This is a genomic window from Enterobacter sp. 148H3 (genome assembly GCF_034107425.1).
In the GTDB taxonomy this organism is placed as follows: domain Bacteria; phylum Pseudomonadota; class Gammaproteobacteria; order Enterobacterales; family Enterobacteriaceae; genus Enterobacter; species Enterobacter vonholyi.
In genome coordinates, this window is the sequence record NZ_JAWNEI010000009.1 from 140,009 (window position 1) to 161,149 (window position 21,141).

The 21,141-nt window shown below is 57.6% G+C and carries 21 protein-coding genes; 6 read left to right on the plus strand and 15 right to left on the minus strand.

The window, feature by feature from the left end; all coding sequences use genetic code 11:
• Window positions 1–38 precede the first annotated feature (38 nt).
• From ruvC to aspS, 4 genes are read right to left on the minus strand one after another with little or no spacing between them, the layout of a single operon-like run.
• Window positions 39–560 carry a crossover junction endodeoxyribonuclease RuvC gene (gene ruvC / locus USH94_RS14730; RefSeq protein WP_003859749.1) on the minus strand — a complete coding sequence of 174 codons (522 nt, stop codon included), beginning with the start codon at window positions 558–560 and terminating at the stop codon, window positions 39–41.
• Between the two features lie 34 nt (window positions 561–594).
• Entirely contained in the window at window positions 595–1,335 is a 741-nt protein-coding gene (locus USH94_RS14735; RefSeq protein ID WP_008500447.1) for a YebC/PmpR family DNA-binding transcriptional regulator, read from the minus strand.
• A 27-nt stretch (window positions 1,336–1,362) separates the two neighbouring features.
• Complete coding sequence (nudB, locus tag USH94_RS14740) at window positions 1,363–1,806, minus strand: dihydroneopterin triphosphate diphosphatase (RefSeq protein WP_008500446.1); 444 nt, start codon at window positions 1,804–1,806, stop codon at window positions 1,363–1,365.
• Window position 1,807: 1 nt separating this feature from the next.
• Window positions 1,808–3,580, minus strand: a complete 1,773-nt coding sequence (aspS, locus tag USH94_RS14745) for an aspartate--tRNA ligase (protein ID WP_111964818.1) — start codon at window positions 3,578–3,580, stop codon at window positions 1,808–1,810.
• 263 nt (window positions 3,581–3,843) lie between these two features.
• On the opposite strand from aspS, the gene USH94_RS14750 reads away from it, so the two are divergent.
• From USH94_RS14750 to cmoB, 5 genes are read left to right on the plus strand one after another with little or no spacing between them, the layout of a single operon-like run.
• Complete coding sequence (locus tag USH94_RS14750; protein WP_111964819.1) at window positions 3,844–4,410, plus strand: hydrolase; 567 nt, start codon at window positions 3,844–3,846, stop codon at window positions 4,408–4,410.
• Window positions 4,407–5,225: a DUF72 domain-containing protein gene (locus tag USH94_RS14755; RefSeq protein ID WP_111964820.1), complete on the plus strand. Its 819-nt coding sequence runs from the start codon at window positions 4,407–4,409 to the stop codon at window positions 5,223–5,225. The genes USH94_RS14750 and USH94_RS14755 overlap by 4 nt, the downstream gene beginning before the upstream one ends.
• Window positions 5,226–5,276: 51 nt before the next feature.
• Entirely contained in the window at window positions 5,277–5,672 is a 396-nt protein-coding gene (locus USH94_RS14760; RefSeq protein ID WP_021240443.1) for an MAPEG family protein, read from the plus strand.
• A 40-nt stretch (window positions 5,673–5,712) separates the two neighbouring features.
• Window positions 5,713–6,456, plus strand: a complete 744-nt coding sequence (cmoA, locus tag USH94_RS14765; RefSeq protein WP_111964821.1) for a carboxy-S-adenosyl-L-methionine synthase CmoA — start codon at window positions 5,713–5,715, stop codon at window positions 6,454–6,456.
• Window positions 6,453–7,424, plus strand: coding sequence for a tRNA 5-methoxyuridine(34)/uridine 5-oxyacetic acid(34) synthase CmoB (cmoB, locus tag USH94_RS14770; protein ID WP_111964822.1), 972 nt, complete (start codon window positions 6,453–6,455; stop codon window positions 7,422–7,424). Before cmoA ends, cmoB begins: the two co-directional genes overlap by 4 nt.
• 205 nt (window positions 7,425–7,629) lie before the next feature.
• Here the strand turns inward: cmoB and cutC are convergent, their stop codons facing one another.
• Both cutC and USH94_RS14780 read right to left on the minus strand, forming a co-directional pair.
• Window positions 7,630–8,373, minus strand: coding sequence for a copper homeostasis protein CutC (gene cutC / locus USH94_RS14775; protein ID WP_111964823.1), 744 nt, complete (start codon window positions 8,371–8,373; stop codon window positions 7,630–7,632).
• Window positions 8,374–8,451: 78 nt separating this feature from the next.
• On the minus strand, window positions 8,452–9,012 hold the full coding sequence (locus USH94_RS14780; RefSeq protein ID WP_111964824.1) for a VOC family protein: 561 nt from the start codon (window positions 9,010–9,012) through the stop codon (window positions 8,452–8,454).
• A gap of 239 nt (window positions 9,013–9,251) precedes the next feature.
• Between USH94_RS14780 and argS the strand changes: the two genes are divergently transcribed.
• Window positions 9,252–10,985, plus strand: a complete 1,734-nt coding sequence (gene argS / locus USH94_RS14785) for an arginine--tRNA ligase (protein WP_111964825.1) — start codon at window positions 9,252–9,254, stop codon at window positions 10,983–10,985.
• Window positions 10,986–11,041: 56 nt separating this feature from the next.
• On the opposite strand, the gene flhE is transcribed toward argS, so the two are convergent.
• The 9 genes from flhE to tar all read right to left on the minus strand — a co-directional run bounded on the left by flhE (window position 11,042) and on the right by tar (window position 21,108).
• Window positions 11,042–11,434: a flagellar protein FlhE gene (flhE, locus tag USH94_RS14790; protein ID WP_111964826.1), complete on the minus strand. Its 393-nt coding sequence runs from the start codon at window positions 11,432–11,434 to the stop codon at window positions 11,042–11,044.
• Window positions 11,434–13,512, minus strand: a complete 2,079-nt coding sequence (gene flhA / locus USH94_RS14795) for a flagellar biosynthesis protein FlhA (protein WP_111964827.1) — start codon at window positions 13,510–13,512, stop codon at window positions 11,434–11,436. The genes flhE and flhA overlap by 1 nt, the downstream gene beginning before the upstream one ends.
• Window positions 13,505–14,653: a flagellar biosynthesis protein FlhB gene (gene flhB, locus USH94_RS14800; RefSeq protein WP_048992249.1), complete on the minus strand. Its 1,149-nt coding sequence runs from the start codon at window positions 14,651–14,653 to the stop codon at window positions 13,505–13,507. The genes flhA and flhB overlap by 8 nt, the downstream gene beginning before the upstream one ends.
• Window positions 14,654–14,800: 147 nt before the next feature.
• Complete coding sequence (gene cheZ / locus USH94_RS14805) at window positions 14,801–15,445, minus strand: protein phosphatase CheZ (RefSeq protein ID WP_111964828.1); 645 nt, start codon at window positions 15,443–15,445, stop codon at window positions 14,801–14,803.
• A 10-nt stretch (window positions 15,446–15,455) separates the two neighbouring features.
• Window positions 15,456–15,845, minus strand: coding sequence for a chemotaxis response regulator CheY (gene cheY, locus USH94_RS14810; RefSeq protein WP_008500431.1), 390 nt, complete (start codon window positions 15,843–15,845; stop codon window positions 15,456–15,458).
• A 17-nt stretch (window positions 15,846–15,862) separates the two neighbouring features.
• Window positions 15,863–16,912 carry a protein-glutamate methylesterase/protein-glutamine glutaminase gene (locus USH94_RS14815; protein ID WP_008500430.1) on the minus strand — a complete coding sequence of 350 codons (1,050 nt, stop codon included), beginning with the start codon at window positions 16,910–16,912 and terminating at the stop codon, window positions 15,863–15,865.
• Entirely contained in the window at window positions 16,909–17,775 is an 867-nt protein-coding gene (gene cheR / locus USH94_RS14820; protein WP_111964829.1) for a protein-glutamate O-methyltransferase CheR, read from the minus strand. Before cheR ends, USH94_RS14815 begins: the two co-directional genes overlap by 4 nt.
• A 19-nt stretch (window positions 17,776–17,794) precedes the next feature.
• Window positions 17,795–19,396 carry a methyl-accepting chemotaxis protein IV gene (gene tap, locus USH94_RS14825; RefSeq protein WP_033145869.1) on the minus strand — a complete coding sequence of 534 codons (1,602 nt, stop codon included), beginning with the start codon at window positions 19,394–19,396 and terminating at the stop codon, window positions 17,795–17,797.
• Window positions 19,397–19,440: 44 nt separating this feature from the next.
• Window positions 19,441–21,108, minus strand: coding sequence for a methyl-accepting chemotaxis protein II (gene tar, locus USH94_RS14830; RefSeq protein ID WP_111964830.1), 1,668 nt, complete (start codon window positions 21,106–21,108; stop codon window positions 19,441–19,443).
• Window positions 21,109–21,141 lie beyond the last annotated feature (33 nt).

Sequence of the window (21,141 nt, forward strand, 5' to 3'; positions counted from 1 at the left end):
TAAAAAAAGGCTGGATAAACATCCAGCCTGATTTGTCATTATCGTAACCTGCCTCGCGCCAGATTGAGCCGTGACTCGCTCATTTGCATCGCGTTCTGGCTCACGTGACAGTGGGTAATCGCAATCGCCAGCGCATCCGCGGCGTCAGCCTGCGGGTTAGCAGGCAGCTTCAGCAGGGTACGCACCATGTGCTGCACCTGACTTTTCTCCGCGCTACCAATACCCACCACCGTCTGCTTAACCTGACGCGCCGCGTATTCAAATACCGGCAAATCCTGGTTCACGGCAGCGACAATGGCAACGCCACGCGCCTGGCCGAGCTTCAGCGCCGAATCGGCGTTTTTCGCCATGAAGACCTGCTCGATGGCGAAATAGTCCGGCTGAAACTGGGTGATGATCTCCGATACGCCCGCATAAATGAGCTTCAGGCGCGACGGCAGATCGTCAACTTTGGTGCGGATACAGCCGCTGCCCAGGTAGGTTAACTGGCGTCCCACCTGACGGATAACGCCATAACCGGTGACGCGTGAGCCTGGGTCAATCCCGAGAATAATCGACATCACGCGTCTCCTGTAACGGATTTATACGCTCTCATCAGAGAGTCGCTGCAACCTCATCAGAGATTTCACCGTTGTGGTACACTTCCTGCACGTCGTCACAGTCTTCGAGCATGTCGATCAGACGCAGCAGTTTTGGTGCGGTTTCCGCATCCATGTCCGCTTTGGTGGACGGGATCATGGAGACTTCAGCGTTGTCCGCTTTCAGGCCTGCCGCTTCCAGCGCGTCGCGCACGGCACCCATCTCTTCCCATGCGGTATAAACGTCGATAGCACCGTCGTCGAAGGTCACTACGTCTTCCGCACCGGCTTCCAGCGCCGCTTCCATGATCGCATCTTCGTCGCCTTTCTCGAAAGAGATGACGCCTTTTTTGCTGAACAGGTACGCAACGGAACCGTCAGTGCCCAGGTTGCCACCGGTTTTGGTGAACGCGTGGCGCACTTCCGCAACGGTACGGTTACGGTTGTCGGACAGGCACTCAACCATCACCGCCGTACCGCCAGGACCGTAACCTTCATAAATGATGGTTTCCATGTTCGCGTCTTCGTCACCGCCCACGCCACGTGCGATTGCACGGTTCAGGGTGTCACGCGTCATGTTGTTAGACAGCGCTTTATCTACCGCCGCGCGCAGACGCGGGTTAGACGCCGGGTCGCCGCCGCCCAGACGCGCTGCCGTCACCAGCTCGCGAATGATTTTGGTAAAGATCTTACCGCGCTTGGCATCCTGTGCCGCTTTGCGGTGTTTGGTGTTGGCCCACTTACTATGACCTGCCATAAAAATATCCTCAAAGAGCGCGCCTTTTCAGGCAGCGTTAATTACAAATTCTTCAATCGCCTGCCGGTTGCTCCACGACTTGGTCAGCGCGGCGGCATCCGCCGCATTCACCCAGCGGTAGGTCAGGTGTTCGGTAAACACGATCTCCCGTTCATGGGGGAGCGCGAGACAGAACCACGACTCCGTATTGCGCTCGGTACCCGGCGCGTAGCGATGACGTAAATGGCTAAAAATTTCGAACTCCACCGTGCGCTGACAGTCCTTCAGGGTCAGTTGCTCGCGGGCAACGTCAATGGCGACCTCTTCCTTTACTTCACGCGCGGCGGCCTGCGGCGCGGTCTCCCCCTCTTCCAGACTGCCGGTAACCGACTGCCAGAATTCAGGGTCATCGCGCCGCTGCAACATCAGCACCCGCTTCGTGTCTTCTGCATAAATGACCACCAGGACCGAAACGGGGAGCTTATATGTCATATCAGTTTTTCTCTTCCTTCTTCACCACCTCAATGCCCAGCTCAGCCAGTGCGGCCGGGTTGGCAAAGCTTGGCGCTTCGGTCATCAGACACGCTGCGGCAGTGGTTTTCGGGAAGGCGATAACATCACGGATGTTATCGGTGCCGGTCAGCAGCATGGTCAGACGGTCAAGACCAAAGGCCAGACCCGCGTGCGGAGGCGTACCGTATTTCAGCGCGTCCAGCAGGAAGCCGAATTTCTCGCGCTGCTCCTGCTCGTTGATGCCCAGGATGCCGAACACGGTCTGCTGCATTTCACCGCTGTGAATACGCACGGAACCGCCGCCCACTTCGTAGCCGTTAATGACCATATCGTAGGCGTTGGCGACGGCCTCTTCCGGTGCCGCTTTCAGCTCTGCCGCCGTCATCTCTTTTGGCGAGGTGAACGGGTGGTGCATCGCGGTCAGGCCGCCTTCACCGTCGTCTTCAAACATTGGGAAGTCGATAACCCACAGCGGCGCCCATTTGCTCTCGTCGGTCAGGTTCAGGTCTTTGCCGAGCTTCAGACGCAGCGCGCCCATCGCATCCGCAACAACTTTCTTGTTATCTGCGCCGAAGAAGATCATGTCGCCGTCCTGCGCGCCTGTGCGCTCAAGGATCGCTTCCACGATGTCAGCGTTCAGGAATTTCGCGACCGGGCTGGTGATACCTTCCAGACCTTTCGCACGCTCGGTCACTTTAATATAGGCCAGACCTTTAGCGCCGTAGATCTTGATGAAGTTGCCGTAATCGTCGATCTGCTTACGGCTCAGTGCTGCACCACCCGGTACGCGCAGGGCCGCCACGCGACCTTTCGGATCGTTAGCCGGGCCGGAGAAGACGGCAAACTCAACGGCTTTCACCAGGTCTGCAACGTCCACCAGCTCCATCGGGTTACGCAGGTCTGGTTTGTCAGAGCCATAACGACGCTCGGCTTCCGCGAAGGTCATGATCGGGAAATCGCCCAGCTCAACGCCTTTAACGTCGTTCCACAGGCTACGCACCAGGGCTTCCATCACTTCACGCACCTGCTCGGCGGTCATGAAGGAGGTTTCCACATCGATCTGGGTAAATTCAGGCTGGCGGTCAGCACGCAGGTCTTCGTCGCGGAAGCATTTCACGATCTGATAGTAGCGATCGAAGCCGGACATCATCAGCAGCTGTTTGAACAGCTGTGGAGACTGCGGCAGCGCGTAGAATTTGCCTTTATGAACGCGGGATGGGACCAGGTAATCGCGCGCACCTTCCGGCGTGGCTTTGGTCAGCATCGGGGTTTCGATATCGAGGAAACCGTGGTCATCCATAAAGCGACGCACCAGGCTGGTGATTTTCGCACGGGTTTTCAGGCGCTGAGCCATTTCCGGGCGACGCAGATCCAGGTAGCGGTATTTCAGACGCGCTTCTTCAGTGTTGACGTGGTTGGAGTCCAGCGGCAGCGCTTCAGCACGGTTAATGATCGTCAGATCGGACGCCAGCACTTCAATGGCACCCGTCGCCATGTCGGCGTTAACGTTTTTCTCGTCACGCGCACGCACGGTGCCGGTGACCTGAATGCAGAACTCATTACGCAGCTCAGAGGCCAGCTTCAACGCATCAGCGCGATCCGGATCGAAGAACACCTGAACGATACCTTCGCGGTCGCGCATATCAATGAAGATAAGGCTACCAAGATCACGACGACGATTGACCCAACCACACAGGGTTACCTGCTGTCCGACGTGGGACTGACGCAGCTGCCCGCAATATTCTGTACGCATGAGATATCCCTTAATTAGCCGCAGGCTAAATGTCGCCTGGTATGCAGGCTACTATGTCGCAGCTTTCTGTATGTCACAACTGGATGAAAAAAGGCGGCTATTATACTGGAAATTCCGCCGGACGATAAGAGCGAACCACGGCCTGGCGGTCGTTTGCTGCACTCTTATTGCGCATTCTCACAAAAATTAACAAAATTATCCGCCCAGGAACAGGCCATCACGTCGTATGGTGTCCGGAAGTGATTCATTTAACGGGAGTAACGATGTTAACACTTGATGCCAGTAAAACCGCGCTTGTCGTGATTGATTTACAGGAAGGCATTTTGCCCTTCGCCGGCGGCCCGCATACCGCGGAAGATGTAGTCAGCCGCGCCGCCCGCCTGGCGGAAAAATGCCGCGCCAGCGGTGCCCCGGTTGTCATGGTGCGCGTCGGCTGGTCTGCTGATTACGCCGAAGCGTTAAAACAGCCCGTTGATGCCCAGGCTCCTGCACGCGCCCTGCCGGAAAACTGGTGGACGTACCCGGCCTCACTGGGTAAACGCGACAGCGATATTGAAGTGACCAAACGTCAGTGGGGCGCATTCTACGGCACCGATCTTGAACTGCAGCTCCGCCGTCGCGGCATTGACACCATTATCCTGTGCGGTATTTCCACCAACATCGGCGTGGAGTCGACTGCCCGCAACGCGTGGGAACTCGGCTTTAATCTGGTGATCGCCGAAGATGCCTGCAGCGCGGCCTCCGCAGAACAGCATCATGGCAGCATGACCCACATCTTCCCGCGCATCGGCCGCGTGCGCAGCACGGATGAGATTGTCAGCGCGCTATGATATATGTCGGTTTACCCCAGTGGTCGCACCCGAAATGGGTGCGCCTTGGCATCACCAGCCTTGAGGAATATGCCCGGCACTTCAACTGCGTCGAGGGTAACACCACCCTCTATGCGCTCCCGAAAGCCGAGATTGTTGCGCGCTGGCGGGAACAAACGACCGATGACTTCCGCTTCTGCTTCAAGTTTCCGGCCACCATTTCGCACCAGGCCGCGCTGCGAAACTGTGGTGAGTTGACTGACGAATTCTTTGCCCGGATGGCGCCTCTGGCAAACCGCATCGGCCAGTACTGGCTGCAGCTTCCGGCCGTCTTTGGCCCGCGCGACCTGCCCGCGCTGTGGACGTTTCTGGACGCCCTGCCCCGGGAGTTTACCTACGGCGTTGAAGTCAGGCATCCCGAGTTTTTTGCTAAGGGCGAAGCGGAAAAAGCGCTCAATCGCGGCCTGCTTGAGCGTTCCGTTAACCGGGTGATCCTCGACAGCCGTCCGGTGCACAGCGCTATCCCGCATAGCGAAGCCATCGTTGAAGCTCAGCGTAAAAAACCGAAAGTGCCGGTCCACGCCATCGTGACCGCACAGAACCCAATGGTCAGGTTTATCGGCAGCGATAACATGCAGCAAAACCAGGCGCTGTTCACCGTCTGGCTGGAAAAACTGGCATCGTGGGAACACACCACCACGCCGTATCTTTTTTTGCACACGCCGGATATTGCCCAGGCCCCGGAACTGGTCGATGCTCTATGGCAGGCCTTGCAGGCTGCGGTGCCGTCCGTGGGAAGCGCCCCTTCCATCCCACAACAATCTTCTCTTTTCTGATATCACCCCCTATCATAGTGAAGTGCCATCTGCCAAAAACAGGGAGTTTGTATGGTCAGCGCGCTGTATGCGGTGTTAGGTGCATTACTGCTGATTAAGTTTTCATTTGATGTTGTGCGCCTCAGAACGCTCTACCGCGTCTCCTACGGTGACGGCGGGTTTTCAGAGCTACAAAGCGCTATCCGCATTCATGGCAACGCGGTCGAATACATCCCTGCAGCCTTAATCCTGCTGCTGTTTATGGAGATGAATGGCGCAGAAACCTGGATGGTGCACATCTGTGGCCTGCTGCTTATTGCTGGCCGCCTGATGCACTATTACGGCTTTCACCATCGCTTAATTCGCTGGCGTCGTTCCGGCATGAGTGCAACCTGGTGTTCACTTTTGCTGATGGTGCTGGCTAACCTGTGGTATATGCCGTGGGAGTTGGTTTTCTCCCTCCATTAGCGCACAATACGCCACTTTATTTTTCCCGGATTTTTACGTTATGTCAGATCGCGACACGCTTTTTTCCGCGCCTATCGCCAGCCTGGGCGACTGGACCTTCGATGAACGGGTAGCCGAAGTCTTCCCGGATATGATCCAGCGCTCTGTTCCCGGTTATTCCAATATTATCTCTATGATCGGCATGCTGGCTGAGCGCTTCGTTCAACCCGGCACGCAGGTCTATGACCTGGGCTGCTCGCTCGGCGCGGCAACGCTGTCGGTTCGTCGTAACGTTCACCACGAAGGCTGCCGCATTATTGCCGTCGATAACTCCCCGGCCATGGTTGAGCGCTGTCGTCGCCATATTGACGCGTACAAAGCTCCTGTTCCGGTAGACGTGGTGGAAGGTGATATCCGCGAGATTGAGATCAACAACGCGTCGATGGTGGTGCTGAATTTCACGCTTCAGTTCCTGGTACCGGAAGACCGCCAGCTGCTGCTGGACAAAATTTATCAGGGGCTGAATCCTGGCGGCGCGCTGGTGCTCTCGGAGAAATTCAGCTTCGAAGATGCCGAGGTTGGCGAGCTGCTGTTCAATATGCACCACGATTTCAAGCGTGCGAACGGCTACAGCGAGCTGGAGATCAGCCAGAAGCGCAGCATGCTCGAAAACGTGATGCTGACGGATTCCGTAGAAACCCACAAAGCGCGTCTGAGTAAAGCCGGTTTTGAGCACAGCGAACTGTGGTTCCAGTGCTTTAACTTTGGTTCGCTGGTGGCGCTGAAAGCGGGGAAACCGGCATGATCGAGTTCAGTAACTTCTATCAGCTGATTGCCAAAAACCAGCTCTCCCACTGGCTGGAAACCTTGCCCGCGCAGATTGCCGCCTGGCAGCGGGACCAGCAGCACGGCCTGTTAAAGCAGTGGTCAAATGCTGTGGAGTTTCTGCCCGAACTGACCCCGCATCGTCTGGATCTTCTGCACAGCGTCACTGCAGAGAGTGAAGAACCGCTTCCGCCAGGGCAGATCAACCGCATCGAAACGCTGATGCGTAACCTGATGCCGTGGCGCAAAGGGCCGTTTTCACTTTACGGCGTGAACATCAATACCGAATGGCGCTCGGACTGGAAATGGGATCGCGTTCTGCCCCACCTTTCCGACCTGACCGGGCGCACCATTCTGGACGTGGGCTGCGGCAGCGGTTACCACATGTGGCGCATGATTGGCGCGGGCGCGCATCTGGCGGTAGGCATTGACCCGATGCAGCTGTTCCTGTGCCAGTTTGAAGCGGTACGTAAGCTGCTGGGTAACGACCAGCGCGCGCACCTGCTGCCGCTGGGCATTGAGCAGCTGCCAGCTCTGAAAGCGTTTGATACCGTGTTCTCCATGGGCGTGCTTTATCACCGCCGCTCCCCGCTTGAACACCTGTGGCAATTGAAAGATCAGCTGGTCAGCGGCGGCGAGCTGGTGCTCGAAACGCTGGTGATTGAAGGCGATGAACATGCCGTTCTGGTGCCGGGCGATCGTTACGCGCAGATGCGCAACGTTTACTTCATCCCTTCCGCGCTGGCGCTAAAGAACTGGCTGGAGAAATGCGGGTTTGTGGATGTGCGTATTGCCGATGTCAGCGTGACCTCAATCGAAGAGCAGCGCCGCACCGACTGGATGATCACCGAATCGCTGGAGCAGTTCCTTGACCCAACCGATCACAGCAAAACCATCGAAGGTTATCCGGCCCCGATGCGTGCGGTGTTGATTGCGACTAAGCCGTAGTCTTTTAGTCGGGTGGCGGCTGCGCCTTACCCGGCCTACTCGTAGCACGTTTTCTCCGAAATAGTTCAAGTTGCAGCAAGGCGGCCAACGCAGCTGCGGCTTGAAATATGAAGGAGAAAAAAAGGCCCCTGTGTAATTGGCAGGGGCCTGGTACAAGCAAGCATCATATTGGGCGACATGATGCGCGGTAAAAATCGGTACGTTGCTACACGTGATGGCGCTCAATCAGCGACTTCATTTCCGCAACCGACTCTCCCTCTACGCCATAGCGTGAATACTCATCCGCTTCAGCATCCGTCGACATTGACAATCCTGTATTGCGATAACGCATGGGCGAAGGTATCCATTTCCCCGCGGAGCTGTGCAGCTCTTCTACCCCGGCGTTTAAAAACCGTTCCAGATTGCTGGCGCGGACTCCCGCACCCGCCATTATTATTGGAACACCAGAATGTGCTTTTAGTTCCGTAATTAATTGCAGTCCTTTTTCAGCTGACGCCTGCTGACCCGATGTCAGGATGCGCGCCACGCCAAGTTCTCCAAGCGTTTCAAAGGCCTGAAGCGGATCTTTACACATATCAAATGCGCGATGAAAAGTGACGGCCATCCCCTGCGCGGCGCTCATAATCTGACGCATACGCGGTATATCGATATTGCCGTCTTCATCCAGCAGCCCGGTCACCAGCCCTGGAAACCCCAGGTCCCGAACGAGGGCGATATCATCAAGCATGGCACTGAACTCGCCCGCCGTGTAACAAAAATCACCGCCGCGCGGACGAATAATTGGGTGAACGGGAATAGTGACGGCCTGACGGGCTGACTTCAACACGCCGTAAGACGGCGTCAACCCGCCCTCCTTGGGTGCCGCGCACAGTTCAATGCGGTCAGCCCCGTGCTTTTGCGCGGTCACGGCACACTCCACGCTGTAACAACAAATCTCCAGCAGCGCCATTTAATCCTCCTGAAATTCCACTAAGCGAAACATCATGACACGCCGTTCGTTTTCGGTCCCGGCGTGAACTCACATCTCTTATGCTTCACTGGCAACGATCTGCTCAATGGTCCACGGATGAAACTTCACCGTAACCTGTCCGTCAGTAACGGCCAGCGTCGGGTTAGGTAACCGCTCGCGCTCGCCTTTGGGAGAACTGGTCTTCACAAAAATTCCCGGCTGGCTTAAGCCTTCGTCCGCTAACAGGGCCAGCGCGCGCGCGTTTAACGTCTCCGGCTCACCCGGCAGGACAATCTCGATATGTTCCCAGCCTTCGTGCGGATAGCGTTTCTCGCCTGGCCACGGCAGTTCAACCACGCTGAACTGCCAGTGCGCCACGTTCACCGGCTCATGCAGTTTGAACAGGCAGATGGGGCGGCTATTAATGATATTCTCGGACAGTAACTCGCCGCACTGTTCGAACCCGCGACGCCAGCGCTCGGCGGTGGCATTCTGATGACAGCGCAAAGAGATGTGATCGGCCTCAAGCGGCGCAATATCCAGACCCAGACGGGTGGCAAGTTCTGTGAACGCCTGGGTGAAGCGCGGTAAATCTGCGGAAATATCATGCAGTTCGTCAATGGATTGCCAGTTCGCCATAAGTCATTCTCTTTTCATGTCGCAAAGCCGCTAATTTACTCTGTTGCCCTGTTTTGACCAACCTCAGAAACCGGCTTTTTGCGACTGCATGATTATGCACACCTTCACTGCCTGGATTCTGAGCAATCTTCAGGCCCCGCACTGCTGACGTCAGAAGGCATTTGCAGTATACTCCCGCCCTAAATTCTTTAACTGGCGCGGGCGGTTATAAGCCCGCATCAAAAACGTAAGGTATCCAGGTGAATATTCAGGCTCTTCTCTCCGAAAAAGTCAGTCAGGCACTGATTGCCGCAGGTGCCCCTGCGGATTGCGAACCGCAGGTTCGTCAGTCAGCAAAAGTACAGTTTGGCGACTATCAGGCTAATGGCGTGATGGCAGTGGCTAAAAAACTGGGCATGCCGCCGCGACAGCTTGCTGAGCAGGTACTGACGCATCTGGATCTTTCCGGCATTGCCAGCAAAACCGAAATCGCCGGTCCGGGCTTTATCAACATCTTCCTTGAGCCTGCTTTCCTGGCAAGCCACGTTGACGCGGCGCTGAAATCCGATCGTCTGGGAGTGTCCCAGCCGGAAGCGCAGACCGTCGTGATCGACTATTCTGCGCCGAACGTGGCGAAAGAGATGCACGTTGGCCACCTGCGCTCCACCATCATCGGTGATGCCGCAGTGCGCACGCTCGAGTTCCTCGGTCACAAGGTGATCCGCGCCAACCACGTGGGCGACTGGGGCACCCAGTTTGGCATGCTGATCGCTTACCTGGAAAAACAGCAGCAGGAAAACGCGGGTGAAATGGCGCTGGCGGACCTGGAAGGGTTCTATCGCGAAGCCAAAAAACACTACGACGAAGACGAAGCTTTTGCCGAACGTGCGCGTAGTTACGTGGTTAAACTGCAGGGCGGCGATCAATACTTCCTCGAAATGTGGCGCAAGCTGGTTGACATCACCATGTCCCAGAACCAGCTGACCTATAACCGTCTGAACGTCACCCTGACCCGCGATGACGTAATGGGTGAAAGCCTGTACAACCCAATGCTGCCCGGCATTGTGGCTGACCTGAAATCGAAAAACCTGGCGGTGGAGAGCGAAGGCGCAACGGTTGTGTTCCTTGATGAGTACAAAAACAAGGAAGGTGAACCGATGGGCGTGATCATTCAGAAAAAGGATGGCGGTTATCTCTACACCACGACCGACATTGCCTGCGCGAAATACCGTTACGAAACGCTGCATGCCGACCGCGTGCTGTACTACATCGACTCCCGTCAGCACCAGCACCTGATGCAGGCGTGGACCATCGTGCGTAAAGCCGGTTACGTGCCGGACAGCGTTCCGCTGGAACACCACATGTTCGGCATGATGCTGGGTAAAGACGGCAAGCCGTTCAAAACCCGTGCGGGCGGTACGGTGAAGCTGTCCGACCTGCTGGACGAAGCGCTGGAACGCGCCCGTCGTCTGGTGGCCGAGAAGAACCCGGACATGCCGGCCGACGAGCTGGAAAAACTGGCCAACGCCGTGGGTATCGGTGCGGTGAAATACGCGGATCTCTCCAAAAACCGTACCACCGACTATATCTTCGACTGGGATAACATGCTGGCGTTTGAAGGTAACACGGCGCCATACATGCAGTACGCCTATACCCGCGTGCTCTCGGTATTCCGTAAAGCCAATATCGACGAAAGCGTGCTGGCGAATGCCGCCGTGACCATCACCGAAGATCGTGAAGCACAGCTGGCGGCGCGTCTGCTGCAGTTCGAAGAGACGCTGACGGTTGTCGCGCGTGACGGCACGCCGCACGTAATGTGTGCTTACCTGTACGACCTGGCGGGTCTGTTCTCCGGCTTCTACGAGCACTGCCCTATTCTGTCTGCGGAAAACGAATCGGTTCGCAACAGCCGCCTGAAGCTGGCGCAGCTGACGGCGAAGACCCTGAAGCTGGGTCTGGATACCCTGGGTATCGAAACCGTAGAACGCATGTAATACAAAAAACCCGGCAATCGCCGGGTTTTGTTTTTGCAGTCCTGGTAATCCAACCGTCAGCGATAGTTCACGATGACGGAATTGCTTTGCACCTTCAGCGCCGGAATCAAACGCCCCCCACCCGGCACTTCCCAGATGAAACGCAAAGGTTCAATAGCCGGTACGCCGTTGAACGCCTGCGTTGTCCCATTTTCGCCGTCGATTTCGGTACAGCGCGTCTGAGAGCAGAGGCGCACCCGCAAGCCCGCTGGCGTAGGGCCAATCAGCCGATAGTTCCAGACCACAAGGCCCATCTGACCGGAGACCTCTTCTGAAGGCGCCAGCGGGTTAGACGACATAGCAACACCGCGATTGCTGAGGGTCACCCCCATGCTGCTCGCCTGCCAGGTGCCCCCCCCGGCAGCCTGCGCCGCCAGCGGGAAGAGCAACATCCAAAGCCATTTACGCATTATTTTCCTCCAATCGTCGCGGTCATGCGGATATGACGGTTATCCGACAGCTCCAGATTCGACAGCACGACCAGCTGGTTCAGGCTACGACGCAGGAAGCGGGACAGCAGCGGACGCAGCGCGTGGTTCACCAACAGCACCGGCGGCGCGCCGAGCATCTCCTGACGCGCCAGCGCCTCCTGCGTTTGCGCAAGCAGACGGTCCGCCAGGCCCGGCTCCAGACCGCCTCCGCCCTGCAGAGCCTGCAGCAGCAGACGCTCAAGCGGCGTATCGAGTCCGATCACCTGCACTTCCCCGGTTCCCGGGAACCACTGCTGGGTAATGGCGCGTCCCAGCGCCACGCGCACCACCGCCGTCAGCTCGTGCGGATCGCTTTGTATCGGCGCGTGTTCGGCAAGGGTTTCCAGAATGGTGCGCATATCGCGGATCGGCACCTTCTCGTCGAGCAGGTTTTGCAGCACCTTGTGCAGCGTGGTTAAGGTCAGCACGCCCGGGACCAGATCTTCCGTCAGCTTCGGCATCTCCTGCGTGACGCGGTCCAGCAGCTGCTGCGCTTCCTGACGGCCAAACAGCTCCGCCGAGAATTGCCCAATCAGGTGATTAAGATGGGTCGCCACCACGGTACTGGCTTCAACAACCGTATACCCCTGGATCTGCGCCTGCTCTTTCAGGGCGCTTTCAATCCAGATAGCGGCCAGGCCAAAGGCCGGATCGATAGTTTGCTCGCCCGGCAGCGTGCCTGCGGCGGTGCCGGGGTTAATCGCCAGCCAGCGGCCCGGATAGGCATCACCGCTGCCAATTTCGACACCTTTCATCAGGATGCGATAGCGCGCGGGCGGCAGGTCCATATTGTCGCGGATGTGTACCACCGGCGGCAGGAAGCCCATATCCTGCGCGAATTTTTTACGGATACTGCGGATACGGCCGAGCAGCTCGCCGTCCTGCTGGAAATCGACCATCGGGATCAGGCGATACCCGACTTCCATTCCCAGGGAATCTTCCAGCTGAACGTCGTTCCAGGTCGCTTCGACGGCCTGGGTATTCTCCGGCATTTTGACCTGAACAGGTTCCGCTGCCGGTTTGGTTTCACGGCCACGCATCCACCAGGCAAGCCCCAGCAGCCCCGCCGTAAACAGCAGGAAGACGAGGTTTGGCATCCCCGGCACCAGGCCGAGCAACCCGAGAACCGCAGCGGCCAGCAGCATCACGCGCGGGTTGCTGAACAGCTGGCCCACCATCTGCTCGCCAACGTCCTGATCGGTGCTCACGCGGGTCACAATCACACCCGCCGCAGTGGAGATAACCAGCGCCGGGATCTGCGCGACCAGACCGTCACCGATAGTCAGCAGCGTATAGCTTTCCGCCGCGTGGCCCATGTCCATCCCATGCTGCAGCACGCCCACCAGCAGGCCGCCGACCACGTTAATCACCATGATCAGAATGCCCGCGATGGCGTCACCGCGCACAAACTTACTCGCACCGTCCATTGAGCCGTAGAAGTCCGCCTCCTGCGTCACCTCCGCACGGCGTTTTTTGGCTTCATCTTCGGCGATAAGACCGGCATTCAGGTCGGCGTCGATCGCCATCTGCTTGCCCGGCATTCCGTCGAGCACAAAGCGCGCGCCCACTTCCGCAATACGCCCTGCACCTTTGGTGATGACCATAAAGTTGATGATCACGAGGATGACGAACACCACGATACCGATAGCGAAATTGCCACCCACCAGGAAGTGGCCGAACGCCTCCACCACTTTACCTGCAGCTGCCGCCCCGGTGTGACCTTCCATCAGGATGATACGCGTGGACGCCACGTTCAGCGCCAGTCGCAGCAGGGTGGTAAACAGCAGAATGGTCGGGAACGCGGCGAACTCCAGAGTACGCTGGGTGAACATCGCCACCAGCAGCACCATAATGGAGAGCGCAATATTGAAAGTGAAAAGCAGATCGAGGATGAACGCCGGAAGCGGCAGTACCATCATCGACAGAATTAGCAGGATCAGAATCGGCCCGGCCAGAATCTGCCATTGGGTCGATTTCAGGTTGCCGGGCAGGCGCAACATTGCCACCAGATTAGCCATCAGTGTCCTTCTCGTTCATAAAATCCAGCGCGGCAGGCACCGGAAGGTTCTCAGGTTTCACAGGCCGTTGACCGCCGGCCAGACGCCAGCGCTTCAACTGCCATACCCAGGCCAGCACTTCCGCCACGGCGGCGTAGAGTTGTCCCGGGATCTGTTGTCCAATATCCGCATGGCGGTACAGGGCACGCGCCAGCGGAGGGGCTTCCAGGATCGGCACGCGGTGTTCCGTGCCAATTTCCCGGATGCGCAGCGCGATCAGCCCTGCCCCTTTTGCCACCACTTTCGGCGCGCTCATTTTGTTTTCGTCATAGCGCAGGGCAACGGAATAGTGCGTCGGGTTGGTGACGATGACGTCGGCCTTCGGCACATCCTCCATCATGCGGCGACGGGCGGCGGCACGCTGCATCTGGCGGATACGCCCCTTCACGTGCGGGTCACCTTCCATCTGCTTATATTCGTCACGGATGTCCTGACGTGACATGCGCAGCTTTTTGAAGTGGGTATAAAGCTGGAAGATCACGTCAAAACCCACCATCGGGATAATGCTGAGCACCACCAGCAGTGCGCAAAGCCCGACCAGATTCAGCGCGTTGCTCATCGCGGTGAGCGGCGATTCGCTGATAAGACGCATCATTTCCGGCCAGTGGTACCAGAGGTAAAACCCCGCGGAACTGCCCATCAGCACCGATTTGAGAATGGCTTTGAGCAGCTCGGCCCCGGTCTGAGCAGAGAACATTTTCGCAATGCCCGGCAGCGGGTTGAGTTTGGAAAATTTCGGCTGCAGCGATTTGGCACTAAAAACCAGACCGCCGAGCATCACCGGCGAGACCAGCGCGACCAGCACGACCCCGGTAATCAGGGGCAACAGCGCGACCATGGCCCCTTTAATCAGTTGAATAATCTGGCTGAGGATCAGATTCGGATCGTTGACCATGCTGTGGTCAAAACGCAAGCCGGTTGACAGCATTCCCGCCAGCTTGCGGGCGAGCGACTCCCCGCCCCACCAGATAATGCACACGCCTACGATAAGGATCAGCAGGGAGGTCAATTCTCGGGATCGGGGGATTTGCCCTTCCTCACGCGCCTTTTCTAGTCGGTGGGGTGTGGGGGCTTCCGTTTTGTCGTCGTTCTCTTCTGCCACAGTGCATGCTCAGCCCATTACGTCACGGGTATCATGCCAGCGCAGCGGAAATCCAATGGCGGGAAAAGCCCGTTTATTCGGGCTCTTTTCGGTGATTTTGTCGCAAACCGCCTCAGGCGGCGTAACCTCCTGAGGCGGAAAGGACTATCAGAAGCCGAGGCTGTCCAGCAGGTCGTCTACCTGATCCTGGCTTGCCACAACGCCTGCCTTGGTGGCGTCGAGCTGTGGACCATTGAGCAGGCTTTCGTTCTCGCGTTTTGGACGGGCTGCCGGTTCCGGAATGTTCTCCAGCAGAACCATCAGCAGCTGGCGCTCAATCTCCTGGATAACATCCATCATGCGCTTGATGACCTGACCGGTCAGGTCCTGGAAATCCTGCGCCATCATGATGTCCAGTAGCTGGGCGTTGGTGAAGCTGGTGTGGCCCGGCACATCGCCAAGATACTGACGAGTATCCGTTACCAGCTCGCGGGCATCAGCCAGCTCGATAGGGTTTTCAAACCACTCGTCCCAGCGTTTGCTCAGGGCTTTCGCCCCCTTTTCCATCGCATCCTGGTGCGGCTGTGATGCTTCAACGCTGTTCAGCGCACGTTCCGCAGCCTGAGCGGTCATCTGCACGACATAGTCCAGACGATCGCGGGCATCAGGAATAGCTTCCGCCGCTTCGGCAATCGCCTGATCCAGACCCAGCTCGCGCAGGCTGTCACGCAGCATGCGCGTCAGGCTGCCGATGCGGACGATGATATCGCTCGGCGAGTGTTCTTCAACGGGTTTCATAGCAGGTTGCAACATTTCCATCACCTCACATGCCGAGTTTCTCGAAGATCTTACCGAGCTTCTCTTCCAGGGTTGCCGCGGTGAATGGCTTCACCACATAGCCGCTTGCGCCCGCCTGTGCAGCGGCAATGATGTTCTCTTTTTTCGCTTCTGCAGTGACCATCAGAACCGGCATAGAGGCCATTCCCGCATCGGCACGAATAGTTTTCAGCAGTTCCAGACCGTCCATGTTTGGCATGTTCCAGTCGGAGATAACAAAACCAAACCCGCCAGCCTGCAGTTTGTTCAGCGCATCAACGCCATCTTCTGCTTCTTCAACGTTGTTGAAGCCCAGCTCTTTCAGCAGGTTGCGTACGATGCGACGCATGGTGGAAAAGTCATCCACAACCAAAAACTTAAGCTCTTTATCCGCCATAAAATAATACTCCTGAGTCAAATACGTATTGCCTGTCCGGCACTGATTTTCGCCAGCATCTGCTGGCTTACCTGGCTAAGATCGACCACTTCGCTCACGCCACCCATATTGATGGCCTCGCGCGGCATGCCGAACACCACACAACTTGCTTCATTCTGCGCAATCGTCCAGGCGCCAGCCTGGTGCATTGCAAGCATTCCGGCGGCACCGTCGTTGCCCATCCCCGTCAGGATCACCCCTACGGCGTTGCGCCCCGCATGTTTCGCCACCGAATGAAACAGCACATCCACCGACGGACGGTGCCGGTTGACCGGCGGTCCGTCATGAATTTTGATTTGATAGTTAGCGCCGCTGCGCGCTAGCTCCATATGCTTGTCGCCCGGCGCGATATAGGCATGCCCCGGGAGCACGCGCTCGCCGTCTTCCGCCTCTTTCACGCTGATCTGGCACAGCTTGTTCAGGCGTTCGGCGAACGAACGGGTAAAGCCTGGCGGCATATGCTGAGTGATCAGAATACCCGGACTTGAAAGCGGCAATGGCTGGAGTACATGACGAATTGCCTCTGTTCCTCCGGTTGACGCTCCAATGACCAGCAGTTTTTCCGAGCTGAGTAATGGACCGGCCTTCAGGGTCGCCGGCGCGGCCATCGGCGTGTGGGCGGCAAGCTTCGCACGCGAAGCGGTGCGGATCTTCTCGGCGATCATCTCGCTGTAGGCCAGCATCCCTTCGCGAATGCCAAGCTGCGGCTTGGTGACAAAATCCACCGCCCCCAGCTCCAGCGCGCGCAGGGTGATTTCAGATCCTTTCCCGGTCAGGGAGGAGACCATCACCACCGGCATAGGCCGCAGCCGCATTAATTTTTCGAGGAAATCGATGCCATCCATGCGCGGCATCTCGACATCCAGCGTTAGCACATCGGGGTTATATTTTTTAATTAAATCCCGCGCTACCAGCGGATCGGGCGCGGTTGCCACCATCTCCATGTCGCTGTGGCTATTGATAATTTCAGTCATGATCTGACGCATCAGCGCTGAATCATCGACTGACAACACCCTGATTTTACTCATGCTTTTTCCTTACTCAGCGCATATACCGTTTGCCCACGCAGGCTAAACTCACGCACGAGGTTGCTGAAGTTTTCCGAGTGCCCGGCAAACAGTAAACCGTCAGGCTTGAGCAACGGAACAAACCGACGCAGAATGTCCTGTTGCGTCGTTTTATCAAAATAGATCATGACGTTACGGCAAAAAATGGCGTCGAACGGCCCCGGCACGTTGTACTGCTTATCCAGCAGGTTAACGGGCGCGAATTCGACGCAGTTCGCCAGCTCCTGGCGTACGCGCACCAGGCCTTCATGCGGGCCCGTCCCGCGCATGAAATAACGCTGCAGCTGCTGCGGCGACAGCGTTTTCAGTTCATCCTGGCGATAAACGCCGTTACGCGCCTTCTCCAGCACTTCAGTATCGATATCGCTGGCGTAGACCTTCCAGCGTCCCGGCGTCATTCCCAGCGTATCGGCAAGGGTGATCGCCAGCGAGTATGGCTCTTCACCCGTCGAGGCGGCCGCACTCCAGACGCGATACTCCCCGGTGCGACGGCGCGCATGCTCGGCCAGAACCGGGAAGTGGTGAGCTTCACGGAAAAATGCCGTCAGGTTGGTGGTTAACGAGTTAATAAAAGCCTGCCACTCGGCGCTGTTCTGGTTCGCCTCGAGCATGCTCAGATAGCGGCCAAAATCATCCAGCCCCAGCGTACGCAAGCGCCGCACCAGACGGTTGTAGACCATGTCCCGCTTATGATCCGCAAGCACGATCCCCGCACGCTGGTAGATTAACTGACATATCCGACGAAAATGCGCGTCGGACAGCGCGAGGCGCTGTGTCATCTGCAACAATAATGACGTTTGCCCAGGGGGCATTGGTGATGTCATAGCGCCTTCTTAATTACATTCAGGATACAACTGGCACGGCCTGCGACCGCCCGACTTCTGTTACTGCTTCAACGTGCTCTTTCACATTAAATACCGCGACCAGTCCGGTAAGACGATCCGCCTGGCTGGCCAGCTGATCGGTTGCCGCTGCCGCTTCCTCAACTAACGAGGCGTTCTGTTGCGTCACCTGATCCATCTGGCTGACCGCCTGGGCAACCTGCTCAATGCCGCGACGCTGTTCATCCGACGCCGAGGCAATTTCGCCCATAATGTCGTTAACCCGCGTCACGGAGGTGACGATCTCGTGCATGGTTTTCGCCGCCGTATCCACAAGCGTTGAGCCCTGCTGAACGCGCGAGACCGACTCTTCGATCAGGACCTTGATTTCTTTCGCCGCGTTGGCGCTGCGGCTCGCCAGGTTACGTACTTCCCCCGCCACCACCGCAAACCCGCGCCCCTGCTCCCCGGCTCGCGCCGCTTCCACAGCGGCATTCAGCGCCAGAATGTTGGTCTGGAACGCGATACCGTCAATCACGCTGATGATGTCACCAATTTTCTGCGAGCTGGTGGCAATCTCCTGCATGGTGCTGGCGACATGGGACGCCTGGTCACCGCCTTTCTTCGCCGTCATCGCCGCCTGTTTTGACAGGTCAGACGCCTGACGCGCGTTATCGGCGTTCTGGCTTACCGTCGCCGTCAGCTGCTCCATGCTGGCCGCCGTCTGCGCCAGCGAGGCCGCCTGCTGCTCGGTGCGGGACGACAGATCGTTGTTACCCGCCGCAATCTCAGAGATCCCGGTGTGCATGGCATAGCTGCCCTGCCGCACGTCGCTCACCGTTTCCCGCAGCGAACCCTGCATCGCCTTCAGGCTGGCAAAGATCGCCGAAATTTCGTTCTTGCCGAACACCGCTACCGGACGCGCCAGGTCGCCTTTTGCAATACTGTCGAAGTGGCTGCTGATAATCGCCAGCGGCTGCACAATCATTCTGCGCGACCAGAGCAGCGCCCCGCCGGTCAGCAACCCTGCCAGAATCACCACCACGGCGAAGATGACGCCCGACATGTGATAGCTTTGACGGCTCTGGTCACCGGCACGCTGTACAGACTGGTTAATATCCTGCTGCCAGGCGTTAAAGCTGCCGTCAAACGCTGCCTGAGACGCCTGGACCGGTGCGGTCATAAAGTCCGACAGCTGGTTGTTCTCAAGCCACGTCGCCTGGTGGTCCAGATCGCTGTACCACTGCTCAAAGTTCGTCTTCATGGCGGCCTTCAGCGCTTTCTCTTTCTCGCTGTCGGCGGCCTGCGCCGTAAAGGCTTTAAACTGTGCGTCAGCCTGTTTCAGGCTGTCGCGCGCGGTTGCCATCAGCGCTTTAATGTCATCCGGCGGATAGCTCAGCGCGGTTAAGGTTCCCGCCTTGTTCAGCGCAGTGCTTGCCTGCAACAGCACGGCACGCGTTTGTGCCAGTGCGGAGCGCTGCTGATTACTCGCCTCAACTTCCTGCAAATTCTGATAGCCATCGCGAAACGCCCAAAAAGACAACCCGTTACTGCCAACCTGCAACACACCGCAAAGGATCAGAATCAAAAACAGTGTGGTCGAGATACGAATACGATTTAACATCCACGCTCCCATCAAGCGGCAAGCAGCCGCGGTTTAATTGTCAGTCAAAATGTTTCCCAGTTTTCATCTTGTCCGGTCGTCGCGGTACGCGTACGGAGTGCAGCCGGTTCAGCGGCTGGCGCGCGGTACGTCGCCTGCGGAGTGACCGTGTTTCCAGCGAGTGAAGCGAGACGAAACGCCGAGACGGCCATCTTCAGACGGCTCGCCTGGTCTTCCAGGGCAGCGGCCGCCGCAGCGGACTCCTGCACCAGCGCGGCGTTTTGCTGTGTCACGCGATCCATTTCCGATACCGCCAGGGCAACCTGGTCGATACCACGACTCTGCTCATCAGACGCAGAGGCGATTTCCCCCATGATGTCCGTCACGCGGGTAACGGCATTCACGATGTCATTCATGGTCTCCCCGGCGCTTTCCACCAGCACGGAGCCGGTATCCACGCGGGAGACAGAGTCTTCAATCAGCGACTTGATCTCTTTTGCCGCGTTGGCGCTGCGGCTTGCCAGGTTGCGCACTTCCCCGGCCACCACGGCAAAACCGCGTCCCTGTTCGCCCGCTCGCGCCGCTTCCACGGCGGCGTTCAGCGCCAGAATGTTGGTCTGGAAAGCAATGCCGTCGATGACGCTGATGATGTCGGCGATTTTCTTCGAGCTGTCGGCGATTTCGTGCATGGTTTTAACCACGCCATCCACCACGCGTCCGCCGCGCTGTGCCGTCTCGGAGGCGCTTTCTGCCAGCTGAGACGCCTGGCGAGCGTTATCGGCGTTCTGCTTCACGGTCGCGGTGAGCTGCTCCATGCTGGCGGCCGTCTCTTCCAGGGCGGAAGCCTGCTGTTCGGTACGGGATGAGAGATCGTTATTCCCCATCGCAATTTCGCTGGTGCCGGTATAGATAGCCTCCGACCCGTTACGCACGTTGGCGACGGTTTCGATTAACGAACGCTGCATATGGTCAACGCTGTTTGCCAGCTCGGTGATCTCATTGCGCCCGGAAACGGTCAGCGTTTTAGTCAGATCGCCTCCGGCAATTTCACGAATGTGGGCAATGACGCGCCCAAGAGGATTCAGCAGGATATGGCGAATGCCGTACCAGACCGCGACCAGCACGATGACCAGCGCCAGCGCCATTACGGCCATCTGCCATTTCGCAAAGCGGTAGTCATTCTGACTTGCCGTAAAGGCCGAGTGATAGAGATCGCCACTGGCCTTCGCGTATTCCCCCAGCGCCGCGCCGAGTGCGTTTTGCATCCCCTGCGTCGGCTGCGCGAAATAGGCGTCCATATTTCCGCTCTCCAGGAACTGAATGAGCTCTGTCAGACCGGTATGGTAGGCATTGTATTTTTCATCGATATTCTGGCTCACCTGCTCCATAGCAGGCTGCGGGGCGATCTTTTTGAAGGCGTCGTAATGTTTCGCGGCGTCAGCGAGGGTGGCACGGGCATTTTTCAACAGATCGGTTTTCGCGCTGCTCTGCTGATTGTTAGGGTCCATCATCATGCGCGCGGACGAGCGGCTCAGGTTGATACGCGTTTGCAGCATCAGATCCCACGTCGACGTGAGTTCACTCTGCTGCAGGCGGAGATCGTTCGAGGCCGCGAAACTGTCCTGGTTCTGTTTTAATGACGAGAAAAAAAGCCCGCCGGAGATGAGCTGAAGAAGTGCGAAAATGACCAGCACCATCATGAGCATTGTGACAACGCGGATACGGTTCAACATACAACACCTTCTCATAGATTTATTAACGGTGTT